14 protein-coding genes are annotated in these 26,158 nt (G+C 60.7%); 9 read left to right on the forward strand and 5 right to left on the reverse strand.

Features of this window, described 5'->3' with window-relative positions:
- Positions 1-203: 203 nt before the first annotated feature.
- Positions 204-1,085 (reverse strand): PEP-CTERM sorting domain-containing protein, encoded by an 882-nt coding sequence (locus ACKVY0_RS28730; RefSeq protein ID WP_409218321.1) that lies wholly within the window; start codon positions 1,083-1,085, stop codon positions 204-206.
- A gap of 111 nt (positions 1,086-1,196) precedes the next feature.
- Entirely contained in the window at positions 1,197-2,504 is a 1,308-nt protein-coding gene (locus ACKVY0_RS28735; RefSeq protein WP_409218322.1) for an MFS transporter, read from the reverse strand.
- A gap of 151 nt (positions 2,505-2,655) precedes the next feature.
- Between ACKVY0_RS28735 and ACKVY0_RS28740 the strand changes: the two genes are divergently transcribed.
- Together ACKVY0_RS28740 and ACKVY0_RS28745 are read left to right on the forward strand one after the other, a co-directional pair.
- On the forward strand, positions 2,656-3,516 hold the full coding sequence (locus ACKVY0_RS28740; protein WP_409218323.1) for a hypothetical protein: 861 nt from the start codon (positions 2,656-2,658) through the stop codon (positions 3,514-3,516).
- Positions 3,517-3,571: 55 nt separating this feature from the next.
- Positions 3,572-4,123: a hypothetical protein gene (locus tag ACKVY0_RS28745; RefSeq protein WP_409218324.1), complete on the forward strand. Its 552-nt coding sequence runs from the start codon at positions 3,572-3,574 to the stop codon at positions 4,121-4,123.
- 41 nt (positions 4,124-4,164) lie between these two features.
- Here the strand turns inward: ACKVY0_RS28745 and hflC are convergent, their stop codons facing one another.
- The 3 genes from hflC to ACKVY0_RS28760 are packed head-to-tail and all read right to left on the reverse strand — an operon-like array spanning position 4,165 to position 7,253.
- Positions 4,165-5,223, reverse strand: coding sequence for a protease modulator HflC (gene hflC / locus ACKVY0_RS28750; protein WP_409218325.1), 1,059 nt, complete (start codon positions 5,221-5,223; stop codon positions 4,165-4,167).
- Entirely contained in the window at positions 5,220-6,233 is a 1,014-nt protein-coding gene (hflK, locus tag ACKVY0_RS28755) for an FtsH protease activity modulator HflK (RefSeq protein WP_409218326.1), read from the reverse strand. Before hflK ends, hflC begins: the two co-directional genes overlap by 4 nt.
- A gap of 51 nt (positions 6,234-6,284) precedes the next feature.
- Positions 6,285-7,253: an NAD-dependent epimerase/dehydratase family protein gene (locus tag ACKVY0_RS28760; RefSeq protein WP_409218327.1), complete on the reverse strand. Its 969-nt coding sequence runs from the start codon at positions 7,251-7,253 to the stop codon at positions 6,285-6,287.
- A gap of 187 nt (positions 7,254-7,440) precedes the next feature.
- Between ACKVY0_RS28760 and ACKVY0_RS28765 the strand changes: the two genes are divergently transcribed.
- The 7 genes from ACKVY0_RS28765 to ACKVY0_RS28795 all read left to right on the forward strand — a co-directional run bounded on the left by ACKVY0_RS28765 (position 7,441) and on the right by ACKVY0_RS28795 (position 26,145).
- Positions 7,441-8,289: a hypothetical protein gene (locus tag ACKVY0_RS28765; protein WP_409218328.1), complete on the forward strand. Its 849-nt coding sequence runs from the start codon at positions 7,441-7,443 to the stop codon at positions 8,287-8,289.
- 21 nt (positions 8,290-8,310) lie between these two features.
- On the forward strand, positions 8,311-10,236 hold the full coding sequence (locus ACKVY0_RS28770) for a hypothetical protein (protein WP_409218329.1): 1,926 nt from the start codon (positions 8,311-8,313) through the stop codon (positions 10,234-10,236).
- A gap of 68 nt (positions 10,237-10,304) precedes the next feature.
- On the forward strand, positions 10,305-12,485 hold the full coding sequence (locus tag ACKVY0_RS28775) for a tail fiber domain-containing protein (RefSeq protein WP_409218330.1): 2,181 nt from the start codon (positions 10,305-10,307) through the stop codon (positions 12,483-12,485).
- A gap of 37 nt (positions 12,486-12,522) precedes the next feature.
- Positions 12,523-22,605, forward strand: coding sequence for a kelch repeat-containing protein (locus ACKVY0_RS28780; RefSeq protein WP_409218331.1), 10,083 nt, complete (start codon positions 12,523-12,525; stop codon positions 22,603-22,605).
- A complete protein-coding gene (locus ACKVY0_RS28785; protein ID WP_409218332.1) occupies positions 22,605-23,195 on the forward strand; it encodes a hypothetical protein in 591 nt (196 codons plus the stop codon). The genes ACKVY0_RS28780 and ACKVY0_RS28785 overlap by 1 nt, the downstream gene beginning before the upstream one ends.
- A complete protein-coding gene (locus ACKVY0_RS28790) occupies positions 23,192-25,168 on the forward strand; it encodes a tail fiber domain-containing protein (RefSeq protein WP_409218333.1) in 1,977 nt (658 codons plus the stop codon). The genes ACKVY0_RS28785 and ACKVY0_RS28790 overlap by 4 nt, the downstream gene beginning before the upstream one ends.
- A gap of 11 nt (positions 25,169-25,179) precedes the next feature.
- A complete protein-coding gene (locus tag ACKVY0_RS28795) occupies positions 25,180-26,145 on the forward strand; it encodes a hypothetical protein (protein ID WP_409218334.1) in 966 nt (321 codons plus the stop codon).
- The last annotated feature ends 13 nt before the right edge of the window (positions 26,146-26,158 follow it).

Consider the following 26,158-nt stretch of genomic DNA (forward strand, 5'->3'; position numbering starts at 1 on the left):
GTCACGATGGGTGAAAATGCATGAATCCCGCAGATTCAGAGAACCCACAGATTGCATGAGTCTGAAAACAAATCTGCGGGTTTTCTGAATCTGTGGGAAATCACAAAACCTGATGACGCGAGGTATATATCCGACGGTCATGCACGCGGAACGCTCCACACTTACTGCGTACGCAATGCCATTTTCTCCACTCCAATTACCGTTTAGCGACGACGACGACGCAGAAGCAACCCGCTGCAACCCAAGCCCAGCAGCACCATGCGCGAAGGCTCGGGCACGGACCCCGTCTCGATCAGAAGGTTGTCCAGAGCAAAGCCGTTGGAGTCGGAGGGCGATTCAAAGTACAGCGTGTCAAAGTTCATGAGCGCACTGGCTGAGTCGCTGCCAGTGGCCCGCAGAACGCCATCCTGATAAAGTGCCAAGTCCACATTGAAGCCATTGCGGGTAATGAGCAGGCTGGTACTGCGAGGGGTGGCACCGTCATCAAAGCTCTTGGCCGGCGCGGGTCCTCCTGTGATGAGGCTGAGGATGTCGCCACTGGGACCGGGATCCGCGCTGGACAGGTTGTCCAACAGGATGCCGTTGCTGAAGGCGTTATACACGTTGATCTCCTTGCGTATGTTCCAGTCGCCATCCTTGCTGACGGAGGCGTTATCCCAGTAGTTCACGTCTGCGAGATAGCCGATGTCGTCGTCGTAGGTGGTGTTGGTGCCGTGTTTGTTGTAGAGGCCGTAGCGGAAGAAATTGTACGGCTGAGAGCCGGGACTGGTGGGCGTGGCTGAATAGCGGTAGTCGAAACTCACTTTGATCCAGTCACCAGTGCCGCCGAGTGTGACTGGCGTGCCTGACGCAAAGTTAACACCCACATTCTGCTGGCCGTTGCCCGCATTGCTAAAGACATGGGTGTTGGCCGTGGGGTCAAGCGTGGCGTCCGAAGTCACCTGCCAGATGTTACCGCCTTGATAAGCCCAGCCTGCAATAGTGCTGCCAATACCGGCGGCATCAAAGTTTTCGGAATAAATAACTGTCGCCGAAGCCTGTTGAATACTGAGTCCTGTGACGAGGGAGAGGATGAACTTGCGCATAATATGATTGGACGAAGATTTTCGGAGCCTTGTTAGTGGATATCCAAGAACGAATGTTCAACTCGTTACCATAAGGGCGATAGAAAGGTCGAGAAAAAACTCGGTAGGCGTTCAATATTTTGCCTCTTCAGCCTGTGTCACGGGCTTTTCTGCGTTTACGAACAGGGCGAAGACTCCGGCGAGCACAAACGCCCCGGCGCAGAGCCAGACGCCTTCATGGAAGTCGTTGTTGGTGTCGTAGGACTTGAGCACGGCGGTGAACAACACGGGCATGATCGCCGCGCCGAAGTTTCCCCACATGTTGCACCAACCGAAAAGCTGGGCCTGATGCTGGCCGCTGATGTCCTGCATGAAGGTCCACATCGCCGGCAGGCCGATGTCGGCAAAAAAGGCCACGAGACCGAAGGCAATCGCCATGCCCCAAGGGGAATCGGTCCACATGGCGAGCAGGTAACACGCGGCGGCGGCAAATTTGGTCACGGACATCGGCAGCATGCGTCCCAGCCGCTTGCCATGGTGGCGGGTGATGTAATCGGTCATCATGCCGCCCAGCGGCAGCGCCACAATGCCGATGAACAACGCCCCGGTCGTGATGATGCCGGTCATGCCTTCATTGAGGTGCATGACTTTTTTGAGATAGTCCGGCAGGGAGAGAATGAGGAAGGCCCAGCCGATGTTGGTGAAGAACTGTACCCCGTTCGCCATCCACAGATTCCCGCTGCGGCAGGCCGCCTGCAGCGGAAACCGCTTCGGCGGATCTTTGACCGGCTGAAAGTCGCCGCGTCCTTCCGCGAGCAGGGCAATTTCCGCCTCATTGCAGTTCGTATGCTGACGTGGATGCTCGCGGAACACCCGCCAGTAGCACAGCGCCACCAGGATACCGACGAGACCATACAGCCATCCCGCCCAGCGCCAGTCCCCGGCTTGGAGAATCACATAGGCCGTCAAAGCCGGCGCCAAGGCACCGCCGACACGTCCGCCCCAGGAGATGAGGCTGCTGGCAAATCCACGTGCCTCAATGTGCGCCCAGCGTGTGAGCAGGCCGCTGCTGGCCGGATAATAGCCCGCTTCTGCCAGACCACAGCCCAGTCGTGCGAGCAGCAATGTGGTGAAGCCGAGTGAAAAACTCGTCAGCGCCGTGAACAGCGACCAGGTGGCGATGTAAATCGTGATCAGCGCCCGCGTGCCGAAACGATCGCTCAACCAGCCTGCCGGCACCTGTGCGAGCGCGTAGGCCCAGAAGAAGGCCCCTTTGACCCAGTCGATCTGCCAGCCTTCGAGCTGGATGTGCTTGTGAAACGAGTCCGACGAAACGATCTGCGCTAGGCAGATGCGGTCCAGATACATCAGGAAGGCCACCATCGTTGCCGTGGCAAGGATTTGATGGCGGACGATCGTGGGGCGGGCGGTGGTGGACATCGGAGAGACAAGACGCTGAATTTTCACCAGCCCTAGCAGGATTCCGGCTTGATGAACAGACCGAAGACGTGCATCACCCTCTGGCGCAGGCAAAACTCATGCATGGAATGCCCTTGCACCCTGCCCACCTCTCACGAATTCTTGCCACACCATGACTGCCATCAAAAACCTCACCGCGCTGCTCGTGCTCAGCTTTCTCGCCTCCGGCGTGCTGGGCTGGTTTCTCTTTCAATCCCGCTCCGATCTCACCACCCTGCGCTCCGACTTGGAGCAGCTCAAGACCGAGCACGTCGATGAACTGAAGGCCAAGGAGGCCGAGTTCCAGCGCACGCTCAGTGCGCAGGCCGCGCAACATCAGAAGATGATCACCGCGCTCAATGACGAGCACGAAACGAAGATCGACGCCTTGCGCAAAGGCGAGCGCCAACGCCTCGCCACTGCCGCGAAGGAGTTTGAAAACATCTTTGAGGGCAACAAGACCACGCTGCAATACATCGACCTGCTGGAGGACAAGGTTAAGGCCGGCCAGACACTCTCGAAGGCCGAGGTGGAGAAGCTCAGCATCATCACCACCGGCCTCGGTTACTTGAAAAAGCAGTATCAGAAGCCCATGCAGGAGTTCCAGGAGCTGGCGAACTACTTTGAAGCCCAAGCCTCGAAACAGATCGCGAAACCCAAAGGCGGTTTCTTCAAACGCCTGTTCAGCAAGGACTTCCGCGAAGCCGAAAAAGAATACCTTCGCCAGGAAGGTGCCAAGGAGGCCTTCGAGCAGGCGCAGGGCAAGTTCTCCACCACCTACACGCAGGCACAGAAGGTCATGGGCACCGTGAATCTCGATGCCGATGCGCAACTCCAGAAGCTGCATGCCTACATCGACGACAAGCAGCAGATGAACGCCGAAGACCTCAGCTCCTTCTTCGACAAAGCCCGCAAAGCACTGCGCACGCACCAAGATGTGCTCGACTTCGAGCCAGATGCCCCGCTGCTGCCAGTGCCGAAACCGCAGCCGTGAAGTTGGGTGTAGCTGCGTTCGCCAGAACGCGATGGACCTAGTTTTCACGCGCACCATGATTTTCGGAGACACCAACGACTTCGCGATTGAGGTGTATCACGAACCCTTCGGTCCTCAGTGGGGTGGCTTTGGCAGACTGTGCATTCACACTCAAGGAATGTGCCTTGGCGACATCCGTGACAATCACTGTTCCTTGTTCGACGTCACAGACCGATTTCGAGAGTTGGCTGGCATCATCCACTCACTATGGGACATTTCTTTCGCAGGCTTATCCGATGCGGAGGTGTTTGGCCTTATTGATCGCGAGCTTTACACGGGTGAGGCCTCAGCGAGCGTGCCGAGCTACGCGAGCTTCGACTTTCTCACGAATACTGGCGAGATATTTGATGGCACGAAGACCTTTATCGTCTGCCAACCGCCCGGCTATGTTCACATTATGTTCCGGCTTCGAGATGACACGCTCGGCTCGGCTTCATGCAGCGTTCAGTCTTTCCGCAGCGTAGCCGACGCCTACGTCCGCTGGTTCGACGAACAAGTGCTTGCGACAGCGCCTCCGTTTTCCCCCATCAACCCCTTTGATCCGAATGAAACAGTTCCCGATAACTGAAGCTGGTAACAAAACTGTACGAGCCAGCGCTCTAATTCTCCTCACCGCCCCACTTCCAGCAGCGTCGGCAGCTTGTGCAACGGCGTGAACTCCACGCTGCCACTCGTCGTCGGCTTGGCCTGCGGATTGCTTGACTTCAAATAGCGGAACAGCTCGCTGTCGGTGGTGAAGACCATCGTCGTGTCCGGGGTGATCAGGGTCTTGTAGGCGGTCATCGTTTGCAGGAATTCAAAGAGCTGTGCGGCCTCGGGCGTCTGGTTGTAGGCCTGCGCATAAATCTCCGTGGCCTTGGCATCGGCGGCGCCTTCGATCTCCTGCACTTTGCGGTAGGCCTCGGATTCGATGAGGCTCAGATCGCGTTCCCGCTCACCATTGATCTTCGCGGCCTCGCCTTCGCCTTCAGCACGGTAGCGGTCGGCAATCTGCTGGCGTTCGCTGATCATGCGTTTGTAAATGGACTCGCTCACGGACGGATCGTAGTCGATGCGCTTGAGGCGCACGTCGAGCAGACGGATGCCGAGGTCTTTGACTTTTTCGGCGGCGTTGGCAAAAATCTCCGCCTCCAACTCGCTGCGGCCTTTGGTGATGGCGGGCAGCACGCCGATGCGCGCTTCGGCGGTGGAGAGCGGCGTGCCGGCGGTGGCGCCAGGCGCGGGCGTGATCATATCCCGCACGACCTTGCGGTCCTTCGTGGTGCGCACGGCCTCGATGAAGTCATGCTTGGCGATGACGATGCGCGTCTCGCTGCCGATGATGCCGTTCAGTCGCGACAGTGCGCGGCGCTCATCCGTGAGCTGGCGGAAGAACACCAGCGGCTCAATGATCTCCCAGCGGGCAAAACTGCCCACCATCACGAAGACCTTGTTCTTCGTGGTCATGGGCGTGGATTCGCCGTCCCACTCCAGCACGCGTTTTTCGATGCGGTTGGCGGTCTGGATGAACGGGGTTTTCCAGTGCAGGCCGGCTTTGGACACTGGTTCGCCCACCGGCATGCCGAACTGGGTGATGACCACCTGCTCCGTTTCGCTCATGGTGTAGAAACCGGAGCCGAGCACGATGGCCAGCGCGAGAAGGATGACGAGAATGAGAGGGGTTTTCATCGGGCGGGGAGCTTGGGGTCGGCGGCTGGGGGCTGGGGCGCAGGCTGGCGGAGATTCATGAGCGGGAGGAAGGAGGATGCCTTTTCATCCAGAATGATTTTTCCGGGCACGGACGGCAGCACCTCGCTCATCGTTTCGAGGTAGATGCGTTTCTTGGTGACCTCGGGCGCTTTGAGGTATTCCGCGAGCAGCGCCTTGAAGCGCGTGGCATCGCCTTCGGCCTCATTGACGCGTTTGGCGGCGTAACCTTCGGCGGTGCTGGTTTTTTGCACCGCCTCGCCGCGCGCGCGCGGCACCACGCGGTTGTACTCGCCACTGGCCTGGTTGATGAGGGATTCGCGCTCCTGCTGGGAGCTGTTCACCTCGTTGAAGCTAGCTTTCACTCCGGCCGGCGGATTCACATCGCCAAGCTGGATCTGGTCGATGCGCACGCCCATTTTCAGTCCGTTGGTCAGCGTCTGCAGCCGCTCCAGCGCCTTCGATTCCATCTCTTGGCGGCCGATGGTGAGCACTTCATCCACGGTGCGGTCCCCCACCACCTCGCGCATCACCGCTTCGGCTAGATCGCGCAGGGTGGGCAGTGGCTCGCGCACATTGAAGACATACGCGATGGGTTCCTCCACATGGTATTGAATCTCCCACTCCACGAGCACGGCGTTCAAATCCCCCGTGACCATGTTCTTCTCGCGCTGCTGTTCGTTGAAGTCTTCTTCGTATTGGTACGGGTTGGAGGCACCCTGTGTGGCGGTGCCGAACTCCAGCTTCTGCCGGCGCTCCACTTCGACGATGGTGATCTGGTCGATGCCCCACGGCAGCTTGAAGTGCAGCCCCGGCTCCGCCGTCTTCAAATAACCGCCGAAGCGCTGCACCACCGCCACGGAATTGGCCGGCACCTGGTAGATGCCGGAGAACAGCCCGATGGCAACGAACACCACGCCGATGCCGACAAGTATGCGACGTGGATCGAGCTTGATCTGCGGTGCATTCGGGAAGGGTCGTATCTCACTCATGCCACGAGGCTACTGCAATCTGAGGTAGCAGCAAGCGACATACGTGAAAGCTCACCTCGCCAAGAAATCCTCCACATATTGCTTCACAATCACCTTCAGCTCAGGTGGACGCGGAATGCCGATTTCCACGGCACGTGAACCATCCACTTGCTGCGGCCAGTTATCCACGATGCCTTGAATTCGTGCATCAAACGCGTCCACGATCGGCCCCAGCTTGATGCCGTGCTCGGCAGCGACTTCTTGAATCACCTTTTCGGCAATCAGCGGCGTCACGCGATGCGCAGGCAGCACATAGGCGCGGTCTTTGCCCAATTTGGCTTCCTCGACTTCACTCAAAGCAATAAACGACTCAATTACCGTCCGATAACCCGTCATCGGATGTGGCTGCTCACGACGAATCGGCAGCATGCAGGTTTCTCCATTGAGCGGTTCACGAAACATGCCGCTGGCCCAGCTCGATGCGGCCGCGTTGGGCTTGCCGGGACGCACGATCACCGTCGGCAGGCGCACGCTGCGGCCATCAAAGTGACCTTTGCGCGTGTGATCGTTCACCATCATCTCGCACATCGCTTTCGTCATGCCATAGGTCGTCTGTGGGAGCTGTTTCGTGGTGTCAGACATCATCTGCGACATGTCCAGGCCGCCGTAGCATGCCACGCTGCTCGCAAACACGACGTGTGGCCGACCTTCCGCCGCTCTGGCCGCTTCAAACACGTTTCTGCCGCCATCCAAGTTCACGCGCATCGCATCATCGAAGCGCTCCTCGCACTCACCGCTCACCATGGAGGCCAGATGGAAGATCACATCGAACTTGCTGCCAGTAGCCGCGAAAACCGTGGCACGGTCGCCGATGTCACCCTTCACATGCTTCACACATGCATCCGTCGGTTCGCGACGAAAAAACGCGTCGAGCAGCACCATTTCGGTGATCGGCTTGCCGCACCAAGTGCCGCGTTCCAGAAGCTTTTGTGCGAGCTGGGAGCCGAGAAAGCCGCCGCCGCCGGTGATGATGATTTTCATGGGTGAATAATGGCGGATGAGCATGGGCATGGAAGCCGCTGGCGCAAGCGCGGAAGGCTCATCAGGGTCTGAGCGATCCCTGACAAACGCATTGCTTTTTCCGTCGCGCTTATTAAAAGGTGCGGCACTTTTTTTCGTTTAGCACGGATGCCCGTAGGGGTCTGGCGAAATTCCAAACTTTTGCCTTATGAAGCTCCTTTCGCGCTGGTGCGTCCTGATTGCATGCCTGATCTCCGTCGCCGACGGCTGGTCATTCCCACCCGCTCCTTATTATACGATTTACGGTATGGTGCGTGATCAAGTGGGTCAGACGATCACGGCGGAGGGAGCGGTGCTCATTTTGCTCAAAGGTGGCGTGGAGGTGGGACGCACGCCGGTCAATTCGGCGCTGCAACTGGACCAGAATTATGAGCTGAACATCCGCATCGACCAGAGCCGCAGCGGCACCACTCTTTACACGGAAAAAGCCATCGCGGCGCAGGGCTTGTTCAGCTTGGTGGTGGAGATGAATGGCTCGCAGTACTATCCCATTGAGGTCAGTGGCAATCTCACGGCGGGCAAAGGTGGCGAGCGCGTGCGGCTGGATTTGAACCTGGGCGAGGATCTGGATCACGACGGCCTGCCGGACGTGTGGGAGCAGTGGATGCTCTATCAAGCCGGCCATTTCCCGGATGGCAATGGCAACTGGCCGCTCAACCTGCTCGACAAGAACGGTGACTTTGATCACGACGGTCAGAGCAACTGGCTGGAGTATGTGGCGGGCACTTTCGCGGGGGATGCGACGGAGCGCTTTGCCCTGGAGATCAAGGAGAAGACACCCACCCAGGTGCGCTTCGAGTTCTACGGCATCACCGGGAAGACCTACACCATCGAGCGCAGCACAGACATGAAGGTGTGGGCGCGGATGCCCTTCGCCGTGGGCGGCCCGGCCGGGGCGAGCACGATCTATTCCGCCACAGACGTGGGCGTTCGCGCCGCGTTTGCCACTCCGGTGCCAGGCGGCAGCAAGGAGTTCTACCGGCTGACGGTGCGCTAATTTTTTCCGACTGATTCGCCTATGAACTTCAAAGTCCTGCTCCCCGTCCTTGGTTCCCTGCTCATGATCGCCAGCGCCCAGGCGCAGTGGCAGAGCGTCGATTACTCGCTCAAAGGCGGCTGGAACTCGATCTACCTGAGCGGCGATGCCAAATACGACACCATCGAGAATCTTTTTCCGAACTCCGGCCAGACCGCGAACGTGCTCGAAATCTGGCGCTGGAATCCCAATCCCAATCAGGTGCAGTTCACCGAATCGCCGCTGATTCCGTCGGCTGGAACGCCGGAGTGGAGCGTGTGGGTGCGTGGCGGCGGCTCCAGCAACACGCTCAACCAGCTCTCCGGCCCGGCGGCCTATCTGGTGAAGTGCGCGGGAACCGCTTCCAACACTTATGTCGTGCAGCTCAAGCAGTTGCCGCTGCCACCCGGCGCTTCCTGGGTGCGTAATGGCGCGAATTTAATGGGCTTTCCGACCTTCAAGAATGGCGCGAATTACCCGACGTTTTCCAACTACTTCGCCACTTTCCCGGCGGCCATTGCGGCCAATGTGAAAATTTACAAGTACGTGGGAGGCGAGTTGGGAGCGGGGAATCCCCTGCAGGTGTTCTCCACCTCCACCGAGCGGCTGGACCGCACGCAGGCCTATTGGTTCTCGGCAAAAGTGGTGGGGGATTTCACTGCGCCTATCGAAATCACCTCCAACACCAACAATGGATTGTACTTCGGGCGCTCCGGTGCCGTGGTTACGGTGTACGTGCGGAACCGCACGGCTGCGGCGGTCACCCTGACGCTGGCCCCGTCTGCCAGTGCCGCCGATCCCAGCAGTCCTCCAGCAACCCTAGCCCAGGTGCCGCTCACCCGCCGTACGTTCAATGCCACGACCCTGTTGTGGACGGAAACCGACATCTCCTCCGCCTACACCGTGGTGGTCGGCCCACAGAGCACGGTGGAGTTGAGTTTTGGCATCAACCGCCCCGCCATGACCAGCGCGAGCGCGGTTTACGCCTCTCTTCTGCGGGTAACGGACAGCAGCAATCTCATGGACGTCTATCTGCCCGTCACGGCAACGAAAGACAGCCTGGCCGGCTTGTGGGTCGGGGATGTCTCGTTGACGAATGTCAGCAGCCAGGTCACCAACACCGCTAAGGCCACGGCCACCGTCACCAATGGTGCGGTCACCAGTCTCAGTGTCTCCGGCACGGGCGGCTATGGCTATGCCACGGCCCCGACCGTCACCATCGCCCCGCCCGCCTCTGGCACGACGGCCACGGCGACGGCCATCGTTGCCGCCGGAGCGGTTCGCGGCTTCACGATCACGAACGCAGGCAGCGGCTATGCCGTTGCCTCGCCGCAGGTCACCATTGCCGCGCCATCGCCGCTCGCTGGCAGCAGCACGCCGCGCCCCTTCACCCTGCGCACCCTGCTGCACGTGGATAACAGCGGCGCGGCACGACTGCTCAGCAAAGTGTTCCTGGGGCAACTCGCCGCCGTGCCGAACGACGTGGGTCTTAGTACCAATGAAACCCTGCTCAAGCAGGATGCCAGAGCCACGGCGCAGCGGCTTTCCACCACGCACATGCCACTGAACCAGGTCATCACGGGTTCAGGTAGCGTGGCCGTGCCGGGCGTCCTCACCTGCACGATCAGCCTGCCTTACGACGACCCCACGAACCCCTTTGTGCATCAGTACCATCCGGATCACGACAACAAGGACGCGCGCTTCCAGCTTGTGGGCAATGGGGTGGAAAGTTACACGGTCACCCGCACCTGCGCCTTCACCTTCACCAGTACTCCGCCTTCTGGCAGCACGGTGAGCAGCGGCTGGGGCAGCAGCGTCATCGGCGGCACCTACCGCGAGACCATCACCGGCCTGCACAAAAACACGCTCCAGCTCGACGGCACCTTCGAGCTGCGTCGCGCCTCTGAAATTGGCACCCTCAGCCAATGAAGACCCGCCGCCTCCTACCTTTCACCGAACTGCCAACGCCACGTCCTGCCCCCACCCCGCCGCCTCTCATGAAACACTCCGCCATCCTCCTCACCACGTTGGGCATCCTGCTCGGCTCCTTGCAGGCACAGACCACCGTTGTCCCCCCCTTCCTCAACTATCAGGGGAAGGTCAGCGACAGCGCCGGCACCGGCCTGGGCACGGGCACGCCGATCAACCGCAAGGTCGTCTTTCGTCTTTATGATGCATCCGCTGGCGGCACCCGGCTGTGGACGGAGGAGCAGACGGCCATCTTCTCGAACGGCCAGTTTAGCGTCCTGCTTGGCAACGGCACGGCCGCCACCGGCACGGCGGCGGGGGAAATCCGGCCGGCGCTCGACACCCTTTTCACCTCTGGGTCAACGGATCGCTACCTGGAGCTTACCGTGGACAATGGCGACAATACCATCAATGCCTCCGACCTGCCCATCGCCCCGCGCCAGCGCATGACGACCACCGCGTACAGCTTCCGCGCCCGCACGGCAGACAGCCTGACTTCGGGTGCGACGACGGGTGCCCTGACGGTCAATGGCGCGGTGACCATTTCGAGCGGGGCTGCTGTCACGGGGAACATCTCCGGAGCCGCCATTTCAGGGAGTTCATTGAGCGCTGGGACCGGAACGATCACCGGTGGGACCATCAACGGCACCTCGCTGGCTTTGAATGGCGGTCCGATCACCAATGCCGGAGCCATCAACGGCACCTCGCTGGCTTTGAATGGCGGGAACATCTCCACTACAGGAAGCTTAAGCGCGGACGGTGCGATCATCGGCGGCAGTACTTTGAAGACGTGGGGATCCATCCAAATGGGGTTCTTCCCGACCAACTATAACCAGCTTTCCCTCGGTGGCGGCAATGCGTGGGGCTACCTCTACGGCTCTTTCGCCGGATACGGCGATGGCGTTCACTTCGGCTACAATCACTACAAGGATGCCGCTGGAAGCAATGCGGGTTCGAATGGTGCCGCCACGTCACGAATCAGCGCCGGCTATGGAACGGTGAGCCTGGCCACCGCTACATCCGGCCAACCGACGGACCGGCTCTTGGTCAATTCGTCTGGAGCGGTGACCATTCCGGGGACTCTCGGAGTCACCGGTGCTATCTCCTCCGCCAGCATTTCCTCCGGTACTATCTCCGCCACCGGTGCGATCTCCACGACTGCTGGCTTCGCCATCGGCCTTTCAGCGCCCACGGCACCCTTCAAGTTGCAGACCAAGGGCGGCGGCGGGGCGAATCTCTGGGAAGGTGCTGGAGCGTTTGGTGGCACTGGCGGCACGGCCCTCATCGGTCAGTTTGACAACAAGGCCGTCGTCGGCGCGCACTCCGGTGCCTTGGATGCTTGGAATGACCTTTACATCAATCCCGGCGGCGGAAACGTCCTCATTGGAGGCGGAACGGGCAGCGCACCCACGGCGAAGCTCGAGGTCAAAGGCTTCGCCAGCACCTCCATCTTCCGCCTTGGCTACTTGCAAGACGGCAGTTTCAATGACTCCAATGGCACCTCAGCATGGAATCTGAGCATCCGCGCTGACAATGTCGTCAGTTCGGCCACGTTCGTGGTCGAGTCCGACGAGCGCATCAAAAACATCGAGAGCATCTCGGACGGCCAGAAAGACCTCGACACCCTCCGGCAGATCCAGATCACCAACTACTCCCTCAAGGATAAGGTGGCCAAAGGCACGCAGAGCTACAAGAAGGTCATCGCTCAGCAAGTGGAGAAAGTGTACCCTCTGGCCGTGAGGCAAACCACCGATGTCGTCCCAGACATCTACCAGAAAGCCACCATCAAGGATGGCTGGATCGCCCTCAAGACCGACCTCAAAAAAGGCGACCGCGTGCGCCTGATCGCCGAAAAATCCGAAGGCGTGCATGAAGTGCTCGATGTCGCGCAGGGCCGCTTCCGCACCGCCTTCAAACCCGAAGGCAAAGACATCTTCGTCTATGGCCGTGAGGTGAAGGACTTCCGTGTCGTCGATTACGAGGCCATCTCCATGCTCAACGTCTCCGCCACGCAGCAGCTCAAAAAGGAAAAGGATGCCGAGGTGAAGGCCCTTACGTCCGAAAATGCCGATCTCCGTGCCCGCGTCGCCGCCCTGGAGGCCAAGGACAAGGCCCGCGATGCCAAGTTGGCCGCCATCGAGGCACTGTTGAGCGAGGAAAAACCCACCGTGCGCACCGTGTCTCTGAAAAAGACCAACGACGCCGAGTGATGAGGGCGTCCGCACCCCACCTTCAAACGCACCCGCCATGAATCGAACGCGCTACCTCCTTTTGGCCCTCGGCTTCCTGCTCTTTGCCCAAGCGGCCAAAGCGCAGTTTGAACTCAGCGCTGGCAACTTTAACGCGACGTTTGTCGCGCAGACGGCCGCAGGTGCGCCCGCCACGGCCGCCGGTCCACCGAGCCCGGCCAGCCCCCCCCCAACGACTGGTCAATACGCGGCATTCGGGGAGATTTCCGGTAACGCAACCATTCGCAGCACCACCACGGTGTTCGCCGATCGCTATCCCGCCACCTCGACCAAAGTCTTCGTATTGGAGTATGCCAGCATCGGCGGCATGTTCGCTTCCGGCCTGCCGAGATTCTCGCTGGGGGACGAGATCACCCCGCCTTTGGTGAATGCCAGCGGTGTCGGCTTCAGCAGCGCCCTCGCCGATCCCGTGGTGCGGGATGCGGATATCCTGGCCCAGGCCCGTGCCTACTGGCGCGTGAAGCCTGTGCTACCCGGGGAAAGCATCAGCCCGCTGGCGGCGCTGCCTGTCACTGTGCTGACGAGCAGCACCAGCAACGCCACCGTCACCGTGGCCAGTGTGCCGACGATGCTTCTGAAAGCCACGCTGCTGGGCCGGACGGTGAACAGCATCGTCGGCACCACGCTCACTTTGAGTGGCCCTGCCAGTGAGACCATCACCAGCAGCACGACGCGCAACTATGTGCCATTGGTCCCGCATCCGCTCGGCTCGGTGAATGTGATCAGCGCGGCGACGAACAGCACCACCGTGCAGTTTAGCGGCACTGCGCCGCCGGAACTGGTGTTGGGGGCGGTGCTGCTGGGACAGCCAGTATCACGCATTTTGGGCAATACGATCACTTTGGCGGGCAGCGCGAATACCACCATCACCAGCAGCACTCTCACGGACATCACACCTGCCACCAGCTATTATTACAGTCCCCACTCGGAGAAGGTGTACGCCTCCCAGCCCGGACGCGTCTCCATTATCTGGCAGACGAACCTGCCAAATGGCAGTGGCAACTACGAGCTGCTCACCGAGGAGTTTGCCGTCTCCAGCACGACCACCCGGCAGACCCACACGATCTACTGGACAGAGGGCAGCTTTGACGCACCCCAGGTGCAGATCACCGACAGCCGCATCACCACGGTGAGCGCCGCCTACAACTATCTGGTGCCCAAGGCGGTGTCAGAGGAAGTCATCATTCCTGGCTACAATCCCACCACCCCGAACCTCACCACGCTCTCCTTTGACCGCATCAATGGCATCGGCCTGCTCCGTGCCTACAACGTGGAAGGCCGCGTGCTCATCGAGTACCTGGGCAACGTGCGGGCGGTGGGCAATGTCTATCAGTCCCTGGGCCTGGATGTGGTCAATATGGTGCGCGTGGCGCCGGTGAACAATTATACCGTGTATCTGGGCCAGGAAATCATCCCGCATGATGGTGACACATCGCTCACGCCCTCGCCCGTGTTCAGCACGGCGCAAAATGCCGCCACCTACTACGGCTCCAGCTTGCGCCCGGACGGCACGACGGCCTATTTCGCCGAGCGCGAGACCGGTCCAGTCAATGACCCGGATAATGGCCAGCCGGCCTCGACCGACGCCTACAACAAGGCGGTGTTCTACTGGTTGGAAGAGTCCGATTTCAGCATCAAGTGGCCGAAGTTTCAGGATCGCTACTGGCTGCGCTGGTCGCCGAACTTGGCAGACTACGCGCACTACTCCGTGGACACTCTGGGCAGCACGGCGGCCACCGGGGCGTCCTTTACCGGCGGTACGCTGCCGCAGATCGTGTATCAGGATGATCCCGCGCAGGCGGAGGCACGGATCGACCTCACCACGCAGCGCTTGTTCATCACCTTCGATCCGCTGGCGAACAACACCTTCAATCCGCCGGCACCGGACCAGCGAAACCGTGCACTCCTCAAGTTCACCCGTGGCAGCAAGGTCTGGTATGTGAACCTCTATTCGCAGGCAGAGGGCCGGCAGACGTCCCGCGCCTCGACCGCCACCACCCTCTCCGCCAGCGGTACCATCCTGACTCTGGGCAGCACTGCGGGATTGGAAGTGGGCATGGTGGTCACGGGGGCTGGCATCGCGGGTTCCGCCCAGGTGCTCAGAATCATTAGCAGCACGCAGTTGGAGATCTCACAGAACCTTCCCGTCACCAATCAGAGCGTGATTCTGCAAACCGGCACTGCGACGCAGAGTTCCACGCTCACGGGTGGCTCCTTCGGCGCCAGTGTTGCCCTTGATGGCAATTTGACAAACTTCACGCACACCGATGGCAGCACGACGCCGACCTGGTGGCAGATGGCGTGGACCGCCAATCGTGCGGTTCAGACGGTGACGTTGTACAATCGTCCCGGCTATGGTGACCGCCTGCGGGACATCACCATCGAAATTCTGGCCGCCGACCTCACGACGGTGCTGTGGACTTCCCCGCTCCTGAATCCTGCCAATAGTGCCAACAGTCCGGCGACCATTCCACTGGACGTGGCGGCCCTGACCGGGGCACCCGTGAATGGTTGGGGCATCCGAGTGCGGCGCACGCCGCCAACCAATGGCGACCCCAACGTGCTGAGCTTGGCGGAGGTGGTGGTGATGACCACAGATCCCCTGCCTGCGGCCACGACGCTGGCCTATACCGTCCAGGCGGATGCCGCCGCACCGATCGACACGCTCGCCACCGTGGGTTCGCGTCTCGATCCGCCAGCAGGACATGAAAATGCCGGCTACATCTCCAGCGGCACCGGCTACTACCCCGCAGGCTACTTGAATCCCTTCGTCGTGGGTGTGGCAGCGGCCAATTTGGGGAGCATCATCCCGGTGAACGCCCGTCCGACGGACAACGTGCTCAACGTGCGCTGGTTCAAGAAGGTCGTCGCGCCCAGCGCCGACTTCCAGGATCTCTATGTGCCTGGCAAATGGGGACGCTACACGGTGAGCTATCCAAAACAGTCCGTCACCGCCGCTGGCAGCCAATTGGCCAGTCGCTATGAGGCAACGGCCACACGCCTTCAGAATGGAAAGATCCTCGTCGTGGGAGGGCAGAATGGAACGTCCTACCTCGCCTCGGCGGAGATCTTCGATGCTGGAGCCATGACCTGGTCGGCAGCGGGTTCCTTGTTGACGCTGCCTCGATCCAATCACACCGCCACGCTGTTAAACGATGGTCGTGTTCTGGTCGTGGGCGGAAACGTGACGGCAACCACGACCACCAACAACGTTCAGATATACACCCCGTCCACTGGTGTCTGGTCACAACCAGCGGGCATTTCAAATGGGCGCGCGAGACATACGGCCACCCTTTTGAACGACGGTTCCGTGTTCGTTTACGGCGGTTTCTCAGGAACAACAGCCTTCGGTATCACAACCCTTTTCAACCCCGCTGGCAACTCATGGTCTTTAAAGGCGTCCGGCAGCGCCAGGGCCAGACACACGGCCACGTTGTTGAATGATGGAACCGTTCTTTTTATCGGCGGGTTTGCGGGTTCATCCTATCTAAATTCCGTGGAACTCTACAACCCAGGCACCAATTCTTGGACGACCCGGGCAAGCCTCGCCTCAGCACGCGCTGATCATGCGGCCACGCTGCTGGCAAACGGAAACGTCCTCGTCACGGGTGGCTTCAACGGGACGGATATGGCCACGGCGGAGATATATGATCCGCTCACCAACACTTGGTCGGCTGTCGGCAGCCTCGCCTCTGGCCGGAGTCTTCACACGGCATCGTTGCTGGCGGACGGCAGAGTGCTCGTCATTGGCAGCAGCAGCACCGCCACTGCCTCGCCGCGGCAGGATCTGGAGATCTACAATCCCTCCAAAAAGACATGGAGTACCGTGGATCGTCTGCTGACTGCTCGTGTCAGCCATGCGACTGCGACTCTTTCCGACGGGCGCTTGCTCATTTCGGGCGGCATTGACTCAGGCGGCGCTTCGGAAGTCATCAATCCCTCGGGTTGGATCAGCGACTCCTCCACCATCGTCATCGCCAAAGGCGTCGGCACCGATGATCTGCCACCCGACGAGGCGAAAGGGACTGTCTATTTTCAAAACGACAGCTCCCAAACCGGCTACAATCCGAATGAAGAGCATGCCATCATCCTGGGCGGTCGTGCGTATGCCTTGCGTGATGATTTGAATGTCACAAGCGGTGCCAACTACACCTCGCAGCCCTTTGTGCTGGTGGCCTACACCAACAGCGCGGATAAGCGGCCCGCTATCCACGCCTACAAAGTCCTGCGCACGGATGCGGCGTATGAATTCGATTACACCTCCACCGCCGGCACGCTGCTGGTGAAGCCCTATCCGCTGCCACTCATGCCGCAGCCGCTGGTCGGCACGGGCGTGAACCGCGCTTCGAAAGATCTGGAAATCATGTTCCCTGATCTGCCAACGAACGACACCGTCAAGCCCGATAGCGCCTACAAGAAGTTCACCTTCCAGGATCGCAAAGGCTTCACCTGGGTGCATCGCGGTCCGCACAACGGCGGCACGCCCACGCTTTCCATGAAGCTTTACTATGTCAGTCGTGCAGGATTTTGGATTCCCGGCACAGGTGAGCCTGCGGTGGGCACCGTGCTGCCGTTCCTGCGCAATCCGGCACGCAGCGGCCAAAATCTCAACATCAATGCCATCAACGCTAACGCGGACGGCACTCCCGGCCAGATCGACGAGCCGCTGACCATTGTGTACCGCCCCGCATGGCCCACGGACGCGCCGGAGCTGCGTGTGGGTGAGACGCTCACTCTGCCGAAGTTCGGCCTGCCGCAGGTGCGCGGACAAAAGAGCGCCCAGGTTTTCTACGAACAGTCCATCGCCCAAGCGGCGACGAACACGCTTTTAACCAAAAACAGCGTCACGCTGCACGATGCCACGCGGGAAAAGACGGTGGCGCTGGATGCGGCCGCGGTGGGGCTGAACCAGTTGCCCAGCGCGATCAAAACCAGCAGCTACCAGGGCAAAATCTTCTTCCAAAAGCTGCCGCCTCACCTGCAGCAGCGCATCTATGTGGACCCGCTGCGCAGTGCCAAAGGCACGCTGGTTCTCCTCGGCACCTTTCATGATGAAATCACTGGTGACGACTATTTGGACCTGAATCTCCTCACGGCAGCCGATGAAGCGCAGATCAAGGGCTTGGTGCCCTTGGGCACCACGGATAAAGGCAAGTGGGACGCCGCCATCGACGCACTCAACACCCGCGTGGAGACCTTCAAGCCAGATCCTGCCCAGTTTGGCTCCTACATCGTTGATGCCACCAAAAATCAGGACGTGGGCAAGAGCAGCCTCGCCCGCATCACCGACGCCAACACGGCGGTGGATAGCTACGCCGTCACCGCCACCGGCCAGGGCACTGGTTTTGTCACCATGGTCTTCGGCAATGGCAATGCCTTTACGCCCGAGGGTGATCCGGTGCAGGTGAAGGTCTTCAAGATCGCCAACCAGCTCTATGTCGGCGACTTGAAAGTCATCACCTCCAGCAACCCGCTCGACGAGCAGGTCACGCTGCGCCACAGCGGTGATTTCGCCGCCAAGCCGGAGGATTACGACTTTGAATGGCGCTGGGCCACCGGTGCCGCCAGCGCGCCGCAGACCTATGCCACGGCGATGACCAAGCGCATCGGTGATGCGCTGACCTCCACGCAGAACTGGTTTGTGGTGCAGGATCCCGGCGCACTGAAGCCAACGAGCGCCCAATACGCCGCCGCAGGAGCCGCCGTGCCGTTCACTCCGGCACGTTCCGAGAACGTCCATCCGGTGGTCTATGCCCTCGATGCGCAGAACCAGCCGACCAGCACCATCATCGACACGGTCGTGATCACACCCAGCGCGGTGAATAGCACCACCATCACTGTCGCTGACTCCAGTGGGTTGCGGACGGGGATGACCGTCACGGGCGACAGTCTTAGCAGCATCGCCACCGTCACCAGCATTCCCAGCAGCACGAGCGTGGTGCTTTCCCTTGCTCCGAGCAGTGCCTCAGCACCGCTGACCTTCCGCGCCCTGACTTACAGTGATGCCGACATCGCCGCCGGTTATCCCGCCCTCGTGGCCAAATCCAACGTCGGTGTGGACTTCACCGCCTCTGGGGTGCCGGGCAGGATTGTTTTCAGCGCCGACCTGGGCAGCCGCGATGGCTTTGTGTTGTATGTGAATGGTCGGGCGGCACTGGCCTACAACGCACCTTCCGCGCTCTTCACCCTCACCAATGCCAGCTCCGGTCTCACCGACAATGGCTTGAGCAGGCAGTTCAGTGTCGAGCCCAGTTACTTCACCCCTGGTCCTAACACCATCGAGGTCGCCATCTACACCACCGCCGATCCGAACGCGCAATCCTCCTTGAGCTTCCTGCTGGAAGCCGCCCAGGAGACGGATTTGGTGACCTCGGGCACGGTCTGGCAGACGCCCAGCGACCCCGGTGGCAAAAACACCAACACTGCCCTCATCGGCGGCGATGTGCAGAATCCCTTCGGTGGCCCGCAGTTTGTGCTCAATGACCGCTGGTTTACCATGCGCTACAAGCCCAAGGCCAGCGCCAACAACGTGCTCGGCACGCCTTACTCACGCTGGATGCCTCCGCAGTTCGTCGAAGGCTGGGTGAAGCGCGTGCTCGCTGCCATCAATCCCTTTGAACAGCGCGTGAAGGACCTGGGCAACAACGCCGTCAGCACCGACGTCAGCGTCATCACCCAAGCGGGCACACGGTGGGAAGGGGATGTAGCTCTCACATTGGACAACATCAATGACGTCGGACTCATCGCCATCTACGAGACCGTGCTTAATCGTGCCAAGAGCATGAGCATCGACGCGAACACCAACGATCCTGATACCAACAACGCGCTGATCCTCGCCGCGGGCTATTTGAACGACTTGTACACCCTCCTGGGCAATGAGGCCTACGCGGACGCTGCCAATCCGACCATCTCCATTGATGATCAATCCAGCATCACCGAGGTAAACACCAGCCGCTTCTCCTTTGAAGGCCAGGTCGCCAGCTCGCTCGATGAGGAATTGGCCCTGCTGCGCGGCCGGGATGATTCGGTGAGTCCGGGTGTCATCAATGCGCCCGCCTACAATCGTCTCTACTGGAACTACACCCGCGGTATCAATAGCGGGGAGGCCGTCTATGCCATCAACTACAACATCAAGGAAAAGGTCGGCAGTAGCACCGCCAATGGCGTGATCGACGAGTCAGATGCCCAGCGCATGTTCCCGCAAGGGCACGGTGATGCTTACGGCCACTACCTGACGGCTATGACCGGCTACTACCGCTTGCTAACAAACGCTAACTTCACCTGGACCCCACGTGCTGAGGCGGTGACCGTCCTGGGCCTGCCAGTGACCGTGGATTTCCAGGACGAACGCAAATTTGCCGCCGCAGCGGGGAACACCGCGCGCACCGCGCAGCAGGTCCTCGCGCTGACTTACCGCCAGAGCTACAAAGACGATCCCGCCTCGGGCTGGGAGCACTATCAGGATCAGAAGCCCGAAAACTCAGCCACGGGCGTGAAAAGCGCCCAAGGACTGGATGAATGGGCCAGCCGCAGCGGCCAGGGGGCGCTGTTCCACTGGGCCGTCGCCAATGCGCTGGTCCCGGACGTGGACACCTACCACACCGGCGTGCAAAAAATTGACCGCACCACCGTGCCTGAGATTCAGGAACTCGCTGCTGCCGCTACCACCTTTCAAACGACGATGGATAATGCCAACGCGCACCTCAATCCGCTCGGCCTCAGCCCCGGAGCCATCGCGTTTGATCTCTCGCCTGCCGAGATGCAGGCGGGCACCTCGCACTTCGAGCAGGTCTATGCCCGCTCCTTGCGCTCCCTTCTCAATGCCAGTGGTGCCTTCAACCAGGCGGCCGGCATGACACGTTCCCTGCGTGACCAACAAAACCAGCTTGATGATTACAACGCCGCCATCGTTCAACAGGAGGCGGCCTATGTGAATCAGTTGATCGACCTCTATGGCCGGCCGTATTCGGGCGATGTTGGCGCTGGCAAGCTCTATGCGCAGGGCTATGCCGGCCCCGATCTCACGCATTGGTTTATCGTGGATCGACCCAATGATCTCGTGGACACCGGGGGCAGTTTCACGATCACGCTGAATGAAGCCACGGAGCTGAGGACTTTCACCGGCAGTGCAACAACAGACCTTGTCTCCAGCTTCGCCGCTCCAAACATGGTGGCGAAGACCGTCAACGTGCAGGCGTCCCAATGGGTGCAATACAACGATGTCTGGAAGACCGGCGGCTTGGGATCCCGTCCTGAAACCGGTGAATTGCAAAGCTCTTTGCAGGACGCGCAGCAAAGTTGGCTGGCCCTGCGTGAGGCAAAAAACCGCCTCCAAAAGAAGCTGGCCGAAATGAAAGGAGCCATTGTCGTATTCAATGATTCAGTTGCGACTCATCAGAAAACGTTGGCTGAGTTGGGCGCCAAACAAAGTGAGATTCTTGGACTGGAACGCGTTGTGCGGGATTTAGACATCGCCGCGCAGGTCACGGGGGACATCGCTCAAGGTGTGACAGACCTGGCATCGGGTGTCGCCGAAGGCTTGCCCAAGGTGCTCGGCATCGCCAGCGATACCACATCAGCAGCGCGTGGAGCGATCTTGACAGGAGCCTTTGCCACATGGGTTGGCTTGAAAGCCACGGCTCTCAGCACGACGGCAGCTTCGCGCTTTGAACAGACAAAAATCGTCGCCAAGGAACAGACTCTCGAGTACAACACCCAGCTGCTCGGTTTCTCACATGAAGAGGTGCAGCTCGCCTACGAGTTGGATAACATTTATCGCGAACTCGTCACCAACGCGAATGAGCTGATGCAATTGACGCTGACCCATCAGCGCGCGCTTCAATCCGTGAACAACGTCCTTGCCAAAGGCAGCCGCATCCTCGCCGAGCGTGAAGTCTTCCGACAGCGCGCCGCCGCCATCATTCAGGGCTACCGCACGAAGGATCTTGGTTTCCGCATGTTCCGCAATGAGGCCCTGGAGCAATACCGTTCCCTGTTTGACCTCGCCAGCCGCTATACCTACCTCGCCGCGAAGAGCTACGACTACGAAACCGGCCTGCTCGGCACCACGCAGGGCCAGACGGTGTTTGCCAAGATCGTCGCCTCCCGTGCGCTTGGGGATCTGACCAATGGCACGCCGCAGTCCACCACCAGCACCCTCGGGGATGCCGGCCTCGCTGGCACGATGGCGCAACTCAATGCAGAATTCTCCGTGGCCAAAGGCCGCCTCGGCATCAACAACCCGGATCAATACGGCACCGTCTTCTCCCTGCGCGGCGAACTGTACCGCATCCGCACGGATGCCGCCATCGTCAGCGACGACGATGCTTGGCGGCAGACCCTGGAGCATCACATCATGGCGAATGTGATGACCGATGCCGATGTGGCGACGTACTGCCGCAACATCAAAAAGCCGAATGGTTCCCCCGTCCCCGGCATCGTCATTCCCTTCAGCACCACGATCCAGCACGCCAAGAACTTCTTCGGCCTAGACTACCTGCCAGGTGATCACAATTACACCCCCAGCAACTTCGCCACAAAGATCTACAATGTCGGCATCGCGCTGCCCGGCTATGTCGGCATGGATGCCTATGCGACGGGTAACATGAACGCCGGTGCTCCCGCCAGCAGCGATCCCAACGCCCTCGGTGCCACCCCCTACGCTTACCTCATCCCCTGCGGCAATGACTACATGCTCGCGCCACCGCTCGGCGACACGAACACGCTGCGCAGTTGGACGGTGCATGATCAGGCGCTGCCGCTGCCCTACAATCTCGGGGCCAACGATTTCAACAGCACGCAGTTTTTCAATGCCAACGGCACCCTTAGCGAGCAGCCGTGGATCATCCGCAAGCACCAGGCCTTCCGCATGGTGAGCGATCCCGCCTTCTTCTACAGCAGCGTGCCCGCCGAGTTCACCAACAGCCGCCTCATCGGTCGCAGTGTCTGGAACGGCCAGTGGAAGATCGTCATCCCCGCCTACACCCTGCACAGCAACGAGCAGACCGGTCTCGACCGCTTCGCCGCCAGCGTGCGGGACATCCAGCTCTTCCTCCGCACCTACTCGCACTCCGGCAACTGATGAAAGCACTCACGTTCATCGCAGCACTCGCCGCAGTGGCCTTCACCGGCTGGTGGCTGGCTTCACCAAAGAATAGGCCAGATAGCCCCAATGAGGCCTATCCGACCCAGACGTCCCAGCCTCCTCCGACTTCCACGCTCACCGATGCCACCGAAGTCTTCCAAAAGGCATTCTGGAAGCGGCCTACGGACCAAGACCGCATCCTGCATGCCGAGCGTCGCGAATGGGCGGACGCACAGGGTTTGAAGAAGTGGCAGTGGTTCATCGAAGTCGAGCCTTCGCCCGATCTCGTACGTCATCTCATCACCGACAACGCCTTCTCTCTCTCCCAGGCTCGTGGCGGCTGGCGTAAGCCTGCCGCAGGCCTGCCCGCATGGTTTGCGCAGCCTTCCACGAGCCAGCAGGTGCTCGCGAATTCATCCGGCAGCTTCACGCTCATTTACGACAAGGAGGCCAATCGCATCCGCGCCACCGATTCCGGCGGCGGCTTCCGTCCCGGAGCACCGGAGCAGCCGGCGCAGGCCTCCACGGCTAGTGTGGCCCCGGGCCGCCTTCCTCTCACTTCACCGCCGAATCCGCCCAAGCCATGAGCGTGCTCCGTTTCACCTTCTGCTGCCTCCTGCTCGTGATCGCGGCGCGGGCGGCGGTTCCGTCGCTGCTCAATCACCAGGGCCGCATGGCCGTGAATGGCGTCAATTTCGACGGCACCGGCCAGTTCAAGTTCGCGCTGGTCAACACCAACGGCTCCACCACGTTTTGGAGCAATGACGGCACCAGCAGCGCTGGTTCGCAGCCTGCGGCCGCTGTTTCACTGACGGTCACCAAAGGCCTCTACGCCGTCCTGCTCGGCGACACGGCGCTCACGAACATGACGGCGCTTCCCACGACGGTTTTCGATCAGGCCGACGTGCGGCTGCGTGTGTGGTTCAGCGATGGAACGCTCGGCTTTCAGCAGATCACACCCGATCAGCGCCTCGTCGCGGCTCCGTATGCGCTCAATGCTTTGAAAGTCGATCGCGTGCTGCTTTCGGATGTTCAGGCTCCACCTTTGAAGCCTGTCTTGGCTTGGGGAGACAACCGCGAGAGCCAGACGACTGTGCCCGCGTTGAGCGGAGTCGCCTCCATTGCCGCAGGCAGCACGCAGAGCTTCGCGGTGCTCACGAGTGGCACGGTCACGGCATGGGGCGTGGGTCCGGCGGTGCCTGGAGGTCTTGCAAACGTCACGCAGCTCTCGGCGGGTGCATCGCATGTGCTCGCACGCAAGAGCGACGGCACCTACGCGGCATGGGGGGACAACACCTTCAATCAAACCGCAGGCCCGGCGGGCATCACCACCGCGCTGAGCGTGGCCGCAGGTGAGAAACACAGCCTGCTGCTGCTCGCCAATGGCACCGTGATGGCGTGGGGCGATAACACCTTCACTCAAACAGACATCCCAGCAGGCCTCAGCGGCGTCACTGCCATCGCGGTGGGCTATGATCACTGCCTGGCGTTGAAAGGCGATGGAACCGTCGTCGCCTGGGGCCGTGACGATTCAGGGCAGGTCACCGGCACCCGTCCCATTTTGGGCACGATCCTCGGCATCATTGATGCCACGCACTACAAGCTTTCGAAGAACCTCGCCGCTGGCACGGCCAACTTGTTTTATAACGGAGTGTCGGGACCGAGTTCCACCAGCGACGGGTCCGACATTGTCGTTGCTAACACCACCACGTTATCGGCTGGCATGACGGTTTCGGCTCCAGGCATCGTCGGTCCGGCCGGATTGACCAATGTCGTCGCCATCGCTGCAGGTGCCTACCACAGCCTCGCGGTGAAGAATGATGGCACCGTGGTGGCATGGGGCTGGGACAGCGGCGGCCAGAGCACCGTTTCGGGAACACTCAGCGGCGTGACGAAGGTGGCCGGTGGCTATGCCTTCAGCCTCGCTTTGAAGGCTGATGGCACGCTCGTGGCCTGGGGTGATGCTTCGAGTTTGCAAACGACGATTCCCTCCGGCACGACGCAGATCACCGCCATCGCCGCCGGGGCTTCTCACGCGCTTGCCTTGCGAGCGGACCTCGTGCCCGCGCAGGTGGCCCGTTTGGATCAAGACAATGTCTTCACCGGCAAATTCGGCATCAAACGCACCGCCGTCACCAACACGCTCGAAGTCGAGGGCAATGCCAGCAAGACCACCGCCGGCAACTGGCTCGCCAATTCCGACCGCCGCATCAAGAGCGAGATCGAACCCGTCACTGGTGCTCTCGAAAAGCTCGCCGGCGTGCGCCTCGTCGATTTCCGCTACACGCCCGAATATCTCGTCGCGCATCCCGGCATCGAGGACCGCCGTTACCTGAATGTCATCGCCCAGGATTTCGCCCGCGTGTTCCCCGAGCATGTGAAATCGAGCGGCGAGACGCTGCCGGACGGCTCACCGATTCTCCAGGTGGACACCTATCCGCTCACGATTTACTCAGCGGCGGCCGTCCAGGAGCTGCACCGCGAAAACGAGGCGCTCAAAAAGAAACTCGCCGGGCAGGAGGAGCGCCTCCGCAGGCTGGAGGAGGCCCTCGCGAAGTGATCCGCAGCCTCATGCTCCTCTTTCTCGCCGCCTGCATGCATTTGCATGCTGGGAGCAGCGCCAACTACTCGCTGACGCCCTCCACCATCGACACCGGCGGCCTGCGCGGCACGTCGGCCAATCTCACCGCCGATTTTTCCAATGCGCCCGGCAGTGCTGGCTCGTCTGCGAACCTTCTTTCGAGAAGCGGTCATGCCGGGCAGCTCTTTGACGCCACCGCGCTCGACCTCGCGGCCTCGCCTTCGACGGTGAATGAAGGCAGCACACGCCAGCTCATCGCCACATTGCTTTTCGACGATGCCACGACTTCGCCTCTCGCGGCGGAAAGCATCGCGTGGAGCGTGCAGAGCGGCCCGCTCAGCGGCATCAGCAGCAGCGGTCTTGCCACGGCGTCCATCGTGTATCAAGACGGCGCGGCGGTGGTGTATGCGGCTTATCAATCACTCACAGACACGCTGGCACTCACCGTTCTCAACACTCATCTCGACAACTTCGCACCCTATGCCGGAGACCGAGTCGATGATGCCTGGCAGGTGCAATACTACGGCCTCATCAGCCCTGGAAACGCCGGCCCGAACGATGACTCCGATAGCGACGGCCTCACGAATCTCCTGGAGTTTGCCTTTGGCACCCTGCCCACCAGCAACAGCAGCGGCACGCCCGCGCTGCAATACAACGGCACCTTCTCCGGTGGCGGCAGCATCGGCTCCACCGGCCAGCCCGTGGTCGCCTTTGAACCCGTGACCACCGGTCTCGACTTCCGTGCTGTGTTCATCCGCCGCAAAAACCATCTGGCCGATGGACTTCTCTACACGCCACAGTTCAGCGCGAACCTGACCTTCTGGCAGTCCAGTGCCGTCGTGCCCGTCGTGCTGGCGGATGACGGCGTCTATCAAGTCGTCAGCGTGCCGTATCCGCCGCTCGTTGGTGGACGGAAGGCACGCTTCTTCCGCGTCAGCATCAGCCTCTCCCCGTGATACGCCGCTTCCA

This window comes from Prosthecobacter sp., from assembly GCF_046154365.1.
Lineage (GTDB): Bacteria > Verrucomicrobiota > Verrucomicrobiia > Verrucomicrobiales > Verrucomicrobiaceae > Prosthecobacter.